The sequence below is a fragment of the Actinophytocola sp. genome, from assembly GCF_049647105.1.
Lineage (GTDB): Bacteria > Actinomycetota > Actinomycetes > Mycobacteriales > Pseudonocardiaceae > Actinophytocola.
Map to the genome: position 1 here is coordinate 1 of NZ_JBARWZ010000187.1, position 12,575 is coordinate 12,575.

Below are 12,575 nucleotides of genomic sequence, written 5' to 3' on the forward strand. Positions count from 1 at the left end.
TCCTGGCCTGAGCGGAAACCAGCGCGAGCAACTCCTCACGTGACAACTCCTCCGCACCAGACACGCCAAGATCATCTCAAACGCCGCCCCCAGGCTCACAACGGCCACCAACCAGCTGAACAGCTACGGTAGGGGATGTTCGGAGTTCGACTTCCATGGCCCAACGTGTATTCGATCGGGTCGACGTCCACTCCACTCGACGATTCCCGTCTGCAGATACCTTTTTCCCGTGCGCCCGCTACGAGGCTGGTTCGCCGCGCTCGCAGGATCCGCATCGACATCCCCCAAGGTGATCCTCCTGAGCCGCATCAACTCGATGGGTGCGAGTTTGGGTGCGAACGTGTGGCAGCCGCTGCCTCTGGCGCCTCGGTTCGGCCCTCTTGAGGGTCGGTTTGCCCAGGTTACCGCTAGAGCTACATGTAGGAGCCGATTTAGGTTCCAGCCGGTGAGGTTCGAATTCCTCCGGCCCCACTACGGCTGACCAGCTAGAACACTCGCAGAGTCGATCACTTGTCGCCGTTCCAGGGTGTGACTACGGGTGCGATTCCACTCAGAGTTGCGGCTTGCGAGCGCTCCGAAGGCTGTCAGCGTGTCCGAGTCGGATAGCCGAGTCCCGGGGTCCGGACCTCCTACCGAGCCGGCCAGTTCGTGGAGTGGCGACGGCGCCGACCCCATCGCCTGCAGGGCTCGCCATCCTGAACCTGCGGGAAGGCGTGGACGGGTGGGGCTACGACGCCGGACGAACATCGATGAGCGTTACATGGTCGCTGTCTCGTGCTTGAAGTTGGCGTGCGAGTGGTTCTTCGTAAGTAGTAACCACGATCTGCCGCAACTGGCCCTCTCCGCTGGTAGCGCGAGAGAGGAGGTTGGCGAGCCTCCGGCGGACGTCCGGGTCGAGGTGCTCGAGTGGTTCGTCGAACCAGCAGAAGTCGGCCGTGGTGGCCATCTGTGCAACAAGGAGTCGCAGCAGGATCGTCGCGCCCATGCTTTCGCCCGTACTGAAGGAGTCGTAGGGCAGGGGGTGGCCGTTGATGTTTCTGGTGATGTCACCGCTTGCCTCTGTACTGAGGTGGCCGCGGTCGGGGAACAGCGCTGTCCACCGCTGGTCGACTTCCGAGGCAAGTGGGCGGATTGTGTCGTTCAGCAGTTGAGTTAGGGTTGCTTCGGTTGCTCTGATCGCGACGGTGAGGCTTGCTTCCCGCTTGAACAGTGACTCAAGTTCGCGCATTGCTTCATCGGCGCTCTGGGCCTGGTCGAGTGCTTGTGTCGCCTGCAAGTGGTCGGTGCGAGCAGCCACCCGGGACTCGATGGCATCCTCGGCAAGCGGGCTGAGCTGGGCGGTGCTCATTGGTTCGTTGATGTCAGTAGCAGGTGCCTGCGCTGGTTCGCCAGGCTTCGGGACGCGGCGCCATTCGGATTGAGCTGCTTTCAGCTGTCGCCGCTGGGCGAGAAGTTCGTTCTCAGTGCTTTCGAGGTCCTGGATAGACTCACGGATAGCGGCGATCTCTCGCGCGTTGGTTTCGTGGGCGGAGGCGATCGTGTTGTCGTCGAGTGGGCGACGGCAGACGGGGCAGTCGTTGTGTGCTTCGGCCAGTCGCTCTTCGTTGGCGGTGAGGAGTGCTGCTTTGCTTTTTTTGACCGCTATGTCGGTGCGGGTTGTCCCGAGCCGAGCTTCGACCTCCTCCAAGTGGTGGTCGAGCACGTCGTCGATGTTCTCTGCCGAGATGGTTACTCCGGGATCGACAGATATCTGCGCCGCAAGACGACGGACTGCTTCGTTTCTTTCTGCGACGCGGTCCTGCCATGTTCGTGTCTCAAGTTCGAAGCGTTCGCGTTCACGTGCGCTGTCGACTCGCGACTGCAGCGTCTTGTACGCCTCGTTCGCAGCTGCGACGCGGCGTGCCGTTTCGTCCACAACAGCGCAGAGCTGTTCGAGACGCTTGGCAGTCGCGGCGTTCGCGTTTTTGATGCGCTTGATGCGGGCCTCGTTGGCTTTCTGCATGGCCTTGAGTTGGTCAACCGCTGTCTTGAGTCCGTCGATCCCGTAGTAACGGCCAAGATGTTCTTCCAAACCCAGCGCGGAGGGCTTGTCTTTCTCTCGGTCGGATGAGGGCATCGTCAGGCCAGCCAAGAAGGTTGGTTCGGTGCGATACGCGTCGATCAGGTGCTGGCGGAGTTCTTCTTCTGTCTGTGACTCCCCGTCGAGGCGAACCACCGGGGGAATGCGCCGGGGCTTGACGGTAAGGGTCCTTTCGATCTCGAGAATCCGCCTGTCTGGCAATTCCAGTTCGACGCTCGCCGCTGCGATGGTGGTGCCTGCTCGGATCGCCGCGTGCTCGTCCGTGATCCGAGCGAACAGCGCCCAGCGTGCAGCTTCAACAAGCGAGGTCTTTCCGACACCGTTGGACGCGACCACGAAGGTCGTCCCGGGGCTGAAGCGCACCGTAACGTCTTCGTAGCTGCGCCAGTTCTTCAGAGTCAGTCGCCTAATCATCGAATGTCTCCACGCCAAGTTCGGCCAAAGCGTCGGTCACGGTCGAGCCGTTGACGACTTCGACGACGAATCTGGCTACCTGCTCGCTGTACTCGGCCGACAGACTTTGCCAGCCGGCCCGCTTCGCAGCCTGTTGTGCCCGTCGGCCGGCGGCAGAGACTGCTTGTATCGACGTGAGTGCATGCGCTCTGGCGATTTGATGAAGGCCGATCGTCCCGAGCAGATCGCTCACCGGTTCGGTGATCTCCCATGCTGTGACGGCGCCTTCGAGATGCTTGCAGATCGTGTCGACGAGCCCATGGCCCTCGAGAGTCACTGTCGGTCCTCGGTGTTTGCCGCCGGGTATTTCAACCGCGTGGCGCAGGTGAGAGGTCGTGAAGAGCAACGCGGGCCAGTCATCGCTGGGTATGGCGACCGCCACGGCGTCGGCGACCGGCTCTTCCTTCGTGAGGGCTTCGCATGCGGCGGCGACCGTGTTGATCTCGGGGAAGTCGGTGACATCCGGACCGTCCAGCACTGCGACAAGGACTGTCGTGTCCAGACACACGACCTTGCTGACGCAGGTCAGGTGAACGGTTCCGTCGACGGTGACACGCCGCCGCTCGGCGTCCTGAAATCTCAACCCGGGCAGTCGTTCGCCGAGGTCGCTTTCGACGGTGTCGAACCCTTCTGGCCGCTGGCCTGTCGCGGGTGCTTCTGCGTCGGCGACGGTGTCGTCGTCTGATGTTTCGTGCGCATCGAGCCATGTGCTGGGTGACAGCTCACCGAGGAGATCCCGCAGTGCTTGCCGGTACTCGAGTCGCTGGTCGTCGTCATCATCGATGGGCGGCCCCACTGTGACGCCGCTCGGGCGACGTCCTTCCCGCATTGCTGCCATCACCTCCCCGACCGCCGCACTGATGTCCAGGTTGCTGACGCGGTTGAGGAACGTGTCGAGGTGGATATGGGTTCGAAGCGCAACCATGGCCACCGTCTCGGTAGCGAGCGGAGTCGACTCTGCGGCGACAATAACGCTCTCCTGGTCAGCCAGCTCGACGTCGAGCACGAGGGGCACGACATCCGCGACGCCGTCTTCGAAGACTCTGCGGACCCACACCAGAAGCGCCTCCTGGCCGCCGACACGCCAGATCTCGTTCGGTTGCGGAGCCTCGTCGCTGATGCTTGTGAGGATGCCGGCCAAGACGTCGGGCAGTAGCATCGACGCTTGCACGACGCGCTGGAGATTGTCGTTGTCGGCCGGGGGTAGCCCGGCAGCTTCACGGATTCTCGAGAACCGGACACGGCAGGCCAAGCACTCGTCGAGATGCTCGAACGTTGACGGTGCCCGGTCGGGCTCCTGTGCTGCCACCAGCAGATCGTTGGACGTGGGATGGACATTTGCGGTCATCAGCAGTCACCCCGTTCGTTGTGCGCATGAGTCATCAGACGTCGCATCGCCCGTTCGTGTCCGGCTTTGGAACCAGTTTTCGCACAGTTCGCACAGAAGGCTCGCCGTGTGATCCGGATCATCGTCATCTGCCAGGTCAGCGCGGAGCCTGTCGATGAGCCGCTGACGGATGAGAGCGGCTTGCGTCTTGCCGGTGTCGAGCAGTTTGGCCAGGTCACGCACGGATTGGTCCAGGGTGGGGACGATGATCCGTTCGCGGTCGCTGAGTGAGTCGAAGATGTCGGTGGCGTGGAGTTCAGCGACTGTGTGGTTTGCGGGGTTGCCGGCGGCAGGGCCGGGCTCGGCGATTTCCTCTCGGACGTCGAGGGGGGTCGCCAGGGCAGTCCTGCGGTGATCCAACCGTGTTGTCAGCGCTCGGGCGATGTCGTCGGCGGTGAGGCTGCCTTCCGCGGCTTCCAGCACACCGCGCATCAGCCGGACGAAGGACGGCCGGTCGGCGAGGGGTGCGTCTCGCCGCTCGCTTGTCCACTTGGGCACCACGACCTCCACTCCGGTGATCGCAGATGTGAGGACATCGGGACGTGCGACGCTGGGAGCGGTCGTGGTGCCGGCGATTGCCCATCGTTCCGGGCGGCCGGGCACAGACTCGAAGTGGTTTTCGTCGCGCAGGACCTCTTTGACGCGCACGACGAGTTTGCCCATGTCCGTGCTGCGGGCGACGTCCCGGAGGAAGTTCAGGACCGCTGCCTCGAGAAGCCGTTCGAACGACCGGTCATCGACGGAGCGGATCATGATGTCGAGCAGACGCTTGGTGCCGCGCTCGTCTTTGACGAAGTCATGCGTGGTCTCCGCCACCGCGGTCTCGTTCCAGCCGGGTGATCCCGGGGGAGGCGGGAACCGGTGTCCGATCGCGACCAGGAAAACCGTTCTGTACAGGAGTTCGGCGCCCGCTGGTCCGAGTCTGCGAGTGGCGAGAAGCTCTTCGCGTGGAGTCATGAGAACCGCTCCAGTACTTGGGTCCAGAACGGGTCGGGCAGTATCCCCAGGGGCTCGACGTTCTGCGGTGTCCACAGTTGTTGTTCGACCGACACGAGGTCCGAGAAGACGCCGTCCCGGTCGCATCCGAGCGTTTTGTCAGCTGGATGCGGGACCCCGGGTACCTGCTTGGATGTGCGTGTCACGAGCTGGATCACGCTGCGTGACGCCGAGTCCGGTGCCACGTACAGCACGACAGCCGGGCGTGCGGCGGCGGGGTCGTTGCCGTATGAGTAGACGATCGTGTTGACGCGATAGAGCTGCCGCAGTTGCGGCAGGTAAGGCTCACCGGACACGCCCGTGTGCGGGGCGAGCCAGGCGTGGGTTCGCCGGCGAGACTGCGCCATCGCTCGTGCGTCCTTCGTCCGGTCAATCTTCCGATAGGGGCCCTTCCCGATGCCCCAGACGTCGCACCGTACTGCGCTGTCCGGCTTCCGACCGAATGGGCTCGCGCGACTCGCGCGGGCTCCTGACCAGGACATCTAGCGGACAGTAGCAGCCGATGCGACGTCTGAGTGGAGCAAGGACACCACAGACGGGAGCACGACCATGACCGGTGCTATGGGAACCGACAAGCACAAGAAGATCGAGATCATCATCGATGGACGCGCCCATGTAGTCGAGGACCGGCACTACACAGCGACGGAGCTCCTAGCGCTCGCCGGGCTTCCGGCCGGTGGCTACGACCTCACCCGCGTGGGCAAGCACGGGCACGTGGAGACGTTCCGCGACGAGCAGAAGGTAAACGTCAAGGATGGGGATGTGTTCGTCAGCGTGAATCAGCAAGGCACCGTGGCGTGACCGCGCAGGTCGTCAACACCGGGTTGGACGGTTTCGTGGCGGCGCTCCACTTGCTCGGCGCCGACCCCCATGTGCAATCCGACGTGGTTATCTACACCGTCACCCCAATATCCGGAGCCCTGGCGGGTCGTGCCGTGCGGACTGGCGTTGGTGTGGAGGAGGTCGCTCCCTGGCCTGCGGCGCCGCCGCACTGGCTTCATTTTCCTGCGGATGTGACCTTCGGGGCCACAAACAGCAGGAACTCGTCCCTGCCGGGCTGGCGCGCGCATTCACGGGATATCGGGACCTGGGGTGTGGCGCAAGTGCCGGCTGCGGCCTGGCTCGCACACGTGCGAGGCGTCCTGGGAGGTGCCATGTGAACAGAGTTTCCGTGGCCATGACCAGCAACCTCGACCGCCGCGCTCGCACGCACCTGCTCCGCGAGGACGGGCAAGAGGACGTCTGCTTCGCGACGTACGCGCCATCGACCGGTGCTATGAGGACGACAGCGGTGCTCAACGACCTCGTCTTGCCCTCAAGGGGTGAACGCCAGGTCCACGGCAACGTGTCGTTTTCGGGTAGTTATGTGGTGCGGGCCGCCAGCATGGCCGCGTCGCAAGGGCTCGGCATCGCGTTGATGCACTCGCATCCGGACGGTGCGGGGTGGCAGGGGATGAGCTTGGTCGATCACACGACCGAGCATTCCTACGCCCGCTTGGCTGAGACCATCACCGGCTACCCACTCGTGGGCATGACTCTTGCGGGCGACAAGACATGGTCGGCCAGGAAGTGGCATGTCGATCGTGGGCCACACGACGCGGAAAGTGTTCGGATCGTAGGGACCAAGTTGCAAGTGAGCTGGAACCATCGCCACAGGCCCGGTCCTGTCTCGACGACTGCACAGGTCCGCACTGTCTCCGCGTGGGGTGAGGCTATGCAAGCCAATCTTGTTCGGTTGCGTGTCTTGGTTGTCGGCGTCGGCACCGTGGGCGTCGACGTGGCCATCCGGCTGGTCCAGGCTGGCGTTCAGCACGTCGCCGTCATGGACTTTGACACGGTCGAACTGATCAACCTCGACCGTCTTCTCTCCGCTACCAGGCTCGACGCAGCGTTACATCGAAGCAAGGTCGCCGTCGCGCTACGGGCCATGCGAGCCGCCTCGACCGCCCTCGAGCCCGTGCTTGCCGGACACGACCTGAGCGTCTGCGAGCCGGCAGGCGAGACGATGGCCCTCGACTACGACGTAATCTTCAGCTGCGTGGATCGTCCATGGCCCCGTGCTGTACTCAACCAGCTGGCCTACAGCGATCTCATCCCAGTCGTTGACGGAGGGCTAGCGGTCGAACCGTTCGTCGACGGAGGTATGCGAAACGCAACTTGGCGTGCACATGTCGTCACACCGGGGCGTCCCTGCATGCAGTGCAGCGGCCAGATCAGTGGTGCTCAGGTTGCCCGCGACCGCGCCGGACTTCTCGACGACGAGACGTACATCCGAACCGCAGGACTGCGGCCCCCATCGCGCGAGAATGTTTCCCTGTTGGCGCCTGCCGTGACTGCAGCCATGTTGGGACAATTCGTGAGCCTTACCGTCGCCCCAGGGGGTCTCGGCGTGCCGGAACCACTGCGCTTCTCGTTGTCGAGTCACACGCTCGAGCACTTGCCGGTCGAGACCTCCGCGGGGTGCACCTACGAAGACGCGACCGGATGCGGTGACCGCCGCCCATCTCTCGTCAAGGAACACCCGGCCGCTGAAATCACTCGCCAGAATCGCGCACACCGTGCTCGCAGGGCGTCCGTACGCGTCAGGCGATTCGGGCAGGACATGCTTGAAGCCGCCGCGCGCGTCATCAAGTTGTGTTGACGGATCCACCAGCAGGAGGCTTCAACTGCCCCTCGTGCTTACGGTGTCGATCTAGGAGCGTTGACTGTGGTCGCTGGATGGGCCAACCGACGATGGAACTCTGCGCTTGACATCGCGTGTCATCGCATGTCATGGCCCTGACCTGCATGTTCGCTGACGTGACCTGTGTGCATGGGTACCCATCTACACTGAGACACAGGTAACTATCTCTCCTGAAGGCACTCTGGTACTCTGGTACTCGCCAGGAGCGTCCGAGTCGACCAGAGGAGGGATCGGTCATGGCTGCTGCCACCGCACCGATCAAGGTAGACGTCGCGACCGATGAACTCGTATCCCACGCAGCTCATTTCATGTCGCGTTCGAAGAAAGACATCGTCGATGCTGCCGTGCGCGAGTACATTGATGCTCACCGCGACGAGATCAACGCCGGGGTCAAGGCTGCGCTTGGCCAGCTCAATGGCTCCGATGCGGCTGCTGTTTCCCTGATGACCGGCCTCAGCGTCGATGAACTTGATGACCTCGGTGGTCTGCCGAAGTAGTTCGTGTGTGGCGGTCGATACTGTCGTTGCAAGGGCCTCTAGCATTCGAGCATGACGGAAGTCTCGAAAGGTGTACGCCCAACCAGGCGATGCCTTACCGACCTTGGCTTGTCGGCGCCAGACCTCGGTCAGCCCCTCGACGAACTTGACAACTCAGTCGTTGCTGCCGCTCAGGCGGTTCCCGCGCAGCGGGATGCGGGCGGCGCCCAGCGGATCTTGTCGTTGAGTGACCGAGTGTGGTTCAAAGTCAAGACTGGCGATCAACGAGCTGTCGTTACCCAACTGCATGACGGTGACCAGCCCGCCGACCTTCCATCGGGTGTAGGTGCCTGGTGGATAGGCGCAGCTGGTCATCGTCAGGCGGACAGTCCGCAGCGAGACTTCTATGATTCGGTCCAGCGTGAGTGCACCATCGGCAAGAAGACCGTCTCCACCGCTCATCTCCTTCCTGTGGACTGGGACTGGAATCGTCTAACTGCCGAGCAGGCCGTTGCCTGGCGACGTGAGATGAAGCGGATTGTGATCCGCCTCATCGCCAAGTCTCTCAAGAGCGGCCACCTCGCGGTGGCTGAGTTTCGACGCCATCGCGTTAAAGCGCTTGTCCGGGCTGACAATGGTCATGAAGCATACTTAGCGATCATTGCTGAAGGTATCCCCGATCCGAAGATCTTCGCACTGCTCCTTGACTGTGTTCCCGGCATTGCCCCCGAGGACTGGCAACCCGAGCCTTCTCAGCTTGCGGAGATGGAGCCGTCGCCTGGCGAGATCATCTGGTCAACCCTCTTCCCGTCAGCTATAGCCAGTTCGATCCTCGAACTGGACGTTGAAGGAGGCTGATCATTGATTCCCCGGACGCCTTGTCTCCCTTACTCCACGCGTCGAAGCGCGGTTGGGCGTAGCGATGGGTGCGAGATTGGGTGCGAACATGCGTCCACTCGTGCCTGTTGACCTACAGAACTGCCCACAGCACTCGACATCTTCCCAGGTCGCCGACCGTGCCACGGTATGTAGTCGATTTAGGTTCCAGCCAGTGAGGGTTCGACTCCCTTCGGCCCCACCGCCTCTGACCGGTACATCAAACCGATTCTCGGTGAACAAGCCGAGCGACGGATTGACGCGCACGCGCTGAAGATTCTGCAAAAACTGCGCCGCCGCCGAATTCGTCGCGCCGCTGGAAGCACGGGGTTGTGGACCTGCACGTGCACGCAACGGCGCAGATATTGGTAACCGATGGGCTCCTTCGTGCATGATGGGTAGGCGCCTGGTTGCGAGGCGTAGCGCGAGGGAGGGCCCGCGATGAGCACTGTGAGGGGCGAGCTGACGACCGACATGGTCGATCTGACCGAGTTGTCACTTGCCGAGGTCCGTAGTAGCACCGACCCGGTGTTACTGCAGTCGATCGATGTTCTTGTCGGGCGGATGGAATGCAGCCGCACCGGCGTTCTGCAGAACCAGGTGCCCGACGAGTTCTGAACGGCCGGTCCAGGACCCGGTGTTGGACACCCACAAGGTGTCCTTGCGCAGTCTCGAAGCCTTGGCCCGGGGCAGTAGCGACCCGCACATCGTCGAGAACCTGCGGCGGGTCAACCGAAGCAAACAGCTGGTCCTACTGCGTGCGGTCCTCGACCTCGCCGGTACGGTCACGCCCGCGATGGCGCCGTTGCCGCCACTGGACGAGGCGTGGTCGCTGCTTGCCGACGCCCAGCAACGGAACAACGTCGAGGTCGACGAGGTCGTCACGCATCCGGGGACCGCGTTGTGGGCCACGGCGGCGTTGCGTGGGCTGCGTGGCGCCGAACCAGGGCCACCGCTGTGGGCGTTTCTCGGGTACCTGCACCAGATGGCGGCCGCGGCGGCGATCCGGGCCGGGCACGACTTCCGGCTCCGGGTGCCGGTGTGGCGGGGCACCATCATGCTGCCCACCCTCGGTCTCGCCGACGTGTGGAGCCGCCAGGAATGGGACTTCGCGCACGTGCACGCCGAGCGCGGCACCGTGCTCATCCGCGGGCCGGCGGGCAGCATGCAACTGCCCGACGACCGGACCGAGGACGGCGAGGGCTGGCTCGCGCTGCGGCGGCTGACGGTCGGCGGCGGGGGCCTGTGGCTGGACGACCTCGACCCCTACCGCGAGTTCCTCGGACCGGTGCCGCCTCGGCGGCTGCCACCCGACGAAGTGGCCCGGTGGCACGACATCGTGCGCCGGACGTGGGACCTGCTCACCCAGGACCATCCCGGCACCGCGGCGGAACTCACGGCCGGGCTGACGGCACTCGTGCCGAGGGCCCGTGCCCGCACAACGTTCAGCGCGTCGCACAACGACGTGTTCGGGGCGGTGGTGCTGTCGCGGCCCTCGGACCCGACCGCGCTGGCGGAAACGCTCGTGCACGAGTTCCAGCACAGCAAGTTCGGTGCGCTGCTCACGCTCATCGACGTGTTGGTTCCCGGCGACGCCAACGAGATCCCCACCCTCTACGCGCCGTGGCGGGACGACCCGCGCCCGGCGACCGGCCTGTTGCACGGACTGGTGTCGTTCCTCGGCGTCACGGCCTTCTACCGCGAACGTCTTCGCGTGGAAACCGGACCGCGTGCCAGGGCAACACAGTTCGAGTTCGCCTACCGCCGGGGCCAGACGCTCCAGGCCGCGCGCACGCTGCTCGCCGAGGCGACCCCGTCGGTGCTCGGACGTCGTTTCCTGAACACCGCACGGGATCACCTCGAGACGTGGGCCACCGAACCCCTGCCGGACGACGTGCGTGCCGCGGCGGATCGGGCGGCCCTCGACCACCGCCTGTGCTGGCGGACACGGCATCTGCGGCCCCCGGCCGACGCGGTGTCCGAGCTGGCGCACGCATGGGCACGAAACCGGCGCAAACCCGTCGTCGACACCACGCCAGAGCTGGTGCCGGACCCCGGGGCAGGCACACACGCACGTCTGGAGCTGACCAGGATCTGGCTCGCGGACACGGCCAAGTACGACGTCTACCGGGAGGAGCCGGATCTCGGCATGGCCGAGCTGGCCGGGATGACCGCGGCCGACCTCGCATTGGTCGACGGTGACAAGGAAGCCGCGGTGCGGGCGTACCAGCTGGAGGTAATGGCGCGGCCGTCCCCGGCCGCCTGGGCGGGGTTGGCCCTGGCGACGGAGGACGCGGTGCTGTGTGCGCGGCCGGAACTCGTGGTGACCGTGCACCAGGCGATCCGGGCTGGTTCCGGTGTGCCGACCAACCCGGTTCGGCTCGCGCGATGGCTTTCCTAGTGTCCCGAACCGGAAATCTGGCACATAATTCGGCGGCCCAGCGAGTGCCGGGCCGGCGAGAAGGCGTTGCCGATCCACCCAAGTACAACCCGGTACGAGGGAGGATCGGCGCCTTGCCGGCAGAAACCTGGATCCACCGACTCGCGCACCGCATTTCCGGTTCGGGACACTAAGACCTGGTCTCAAAACTTAAGGGTGTGTCACTGCGTAACCTGCCGGTCCTGGTCGTCGATCGTGGGCAGTCATGGCGAAGACGACGCAGCAGCGGCGGATCGAAGACCGGCTCTGGGAGCTGATCGAACCCCTGATCCCGTCCCGACCAGCGCCGCGCGGTCCGGGTGGTGGGCGGCCCCGGATCGATGACCGTGCCGCGCTAGAGGGGATCTTGTTCGTGCTCGACACCGGCTGCCGCTGGCGAGACCTACCCGAGCAGCTCGGATGCGGTTCCGGGCACACCGCGTGGCGGCGGTTACGTGAGTGGCATGACGCCGGCGTGTGGGACCGGCTGCACCAGCTCGTGCTCTACGAGCTGTCCAACATCGACGAGCTCGACTGGACCAGAGGCTGCATCGACGCGGTGTCGGTGCGGTCGAAAAGGGGGGCGAGCTGACCGGCCGCAGCCCCACTGACCGGGGTAAAGTCGGCTCCAAGTACCACGTTCTGTGCGACGCGAACGGGCTACCGCTGCACATCATGTTGTCGGCGGCAAACACCCACGACAGCATGCTGTTCGAGCCGCTGCTGGACACGAACCCGACCGTGCGCGGCCACCACGGCCGGGCGGGCCGGCCACGATGCCGACCGGACAAGCTGACGCCGACAAGGACTACGACTACCGCCGCTGCCGCCGCTACCTGACCCGCCGCGGTATCAAGGTCCGTATCGCCCGGCGCGGGATTGAGGGCAAGTCCCGCCTCGGCCGGGTCCGCTGGGTCGTCGAACGCACCATCTCCTGGCTGCTGCGGTTCAAACGCCTCGGGCTGCGTTACGACCGGACCGAACGCACCACACTGGCGCTACTCACGCTGGCCTGCACCGTGATCAACGTCCGCCGGCTCATAAAGATCGAGCTCTGCGACCAGGTCTAACGCATCCATTCACTCGTTTGGGATACATCGGTATCTCTGTGTCGTTGGGTGGGGTGACTGGTGAGCTTCTGAGCGCGGAGCAGGTCCTCGGGTCGGCACGGGGCCCCGTCACCACGAGGGAGATCGATCTCCTGG

Annotated in this window: 11 protein-coding genes and 1 pseudogene; 8 read left to right on the forward strand and 4 right to left on the reverse strand. The window is 64.4% G+C overall.

The genetic code is table 11. The features are described 5' to 3' along the window. Nucleotides 1-727: 727 nt before the first annotated feature. The 4 genes from WBA97_RS22405 to WBA97_RS22420 all read right to left on the reverse strand — a co-directional run bounded on the left by WBA97_RS22405 (nt 728) and on the right by WBA97_RS22420 (nt 5,263). On the reverse strand, nt 728-2,494 hold the full coding sequence (locus WBA97_RS22405; RefSeq protein WP_424232851.1) for an AAA family ATPase: 1,767 nt from the start codon (nt 2,492-2,494) through the stop codon (nt 728-730). Continuing rightward, entirely contained in the window at nt 2,487-3,881 is a 1,395-nt protein-coding gene (locus tag WBA97_RS22410) for a hypothetical protein (RefSeq protein ID WP_424232852.1), read from the reverse strand. The genes WBA97_RS22405 and WBA97_RS22410 overlap by 8 nt, the downstream gene beginning before the upstream one ends. 6 nt (nt 3,882-3,887) lie before the next feature. After that, complete coding sequence (locus WBA97_RS22415) at nt 3,888-4,736, reverse strand: hypothetical protein (RefSeq protein ID WP_424232853.1); 849 nt, start codon at nt 4,734-4,736, stop codon at nt 3,888-3,890. Nucleotides 4,737-4,873: 137 nt separating this feature from the next. Next, on the reverse strand, nt 4,874-5,263 hold the full coding sequence (locus WBA97_RS22420; RefSeq protein ID WP_424232854.1) for a hypothetical protein: 390 nt from the start codon (nt 5,261-5,263) through the stop codon (nt 4,874-4,876). A gap of 202 nt (nt 5,264-5,465) precedes the next feature. On the opposite strand from WBA97_RS22420, the gene WBA97_RS22425 reads away from it, so the two are divergent. From WBA97_RS22425 to WBA97_RS22460, 8 genes and pseudogenes are all read left to right on the forward strand, one after another. After that, nucleotides 5,466-5,717: a multiubiquitin domain-containing protein gene (locus WBA97_RS22425; RefSeq protein WP_424232855.1), complete on the forward strand. Its 252-nt coding sequence runs from the start codon at nt 5,466-5,468 to the stop codon at nt 5,715-5,717. Continuing rightward, the gene (locus tag WBA97_RS22430; protein WP_424232856.1) at nt 5,714-6,076 is read left to right on the forward strand and encodes a hypothetical protein; all 363 of its coding nucleotides are present in this window, start codon (nt 5,714-5,716) and stop codon (nt 6,074-6,076) included. The genes WBA97_RS22425 and WBA97_RS22430 overlap by 4 nt, the downstream gene beginning before the upstream one ends. A 17-nt stretch (nt 6,077-6,093) precedes the next feature. Continuing rightward, complete coding sequence (locus WBA97_RS22435) at nt 6,094-7,557, forward strand: ThiF family adenylyltransferase (protein ID WP_424232857.1); 1,464 nt, start codon at nt 6,094-6,096, stop codon at nt 7,555-7,557. A 278-nt stretch (nt 7,558-7,835) separates the two neighbouring features. After that, complete coding sequence (locus tag WBA97_RS22440) at nt 7,836-8,096, forward strand: hypothetical protein (RefSeq protein WP_424232858.1); 261 nt, start codon at nt 7,836-7,838, stop codon at nt 8,094-8,096. A gap of 51 nt (nt 8,097-8,147) precedes the next feature. Continuing rightward, nucleotides 8,148-8,933: a hypothetical protein gene (locus tag WBA97_RS22445; protein WP_424232859.1), complete on the forward strand. Its 786-nt coding sequence runs from the start codon at nt 8,148-8,150 to the stop codon at nt 8,931-8,933. 459 nt (nt 8,934-9,392) lie between these two features. Next, nucleotides 9,393-9,569, forward strand: coding sequence for a hypothetical protein (locus tag WBA97_RS22450; RefSeq protein WP_424232860.1), 177 nt, complete (start codon nt 9,393-9,395; stop codon nt 9,567-9,569). 61 nt (nt 9,570-9,630) lie between these two features. Beyond that, the gene (locus WBA97_RS22455) at nt 9,631-11,352 is read left to right on the forward strand and encodes an HEXXH motif domain-containing protein (RefSeq protein ID WP_424232861.1); all 1,722 of its coding nucleotides are present in this window, start codon (nt 9,631-9,633) and stop codon (nt 11,350-11,352) included. A 244-nt stretch (nt 11,353-11,596) separates the two neighbouring features. Beyond that, a pseudogene (locus WBA97_RS22460) lies at nt 11,597-12,440 on the forward strand (IS5 family transposase). The last annotated feature ends 135 nt before the right edge of the window (nt 12,441-12,575 follow it).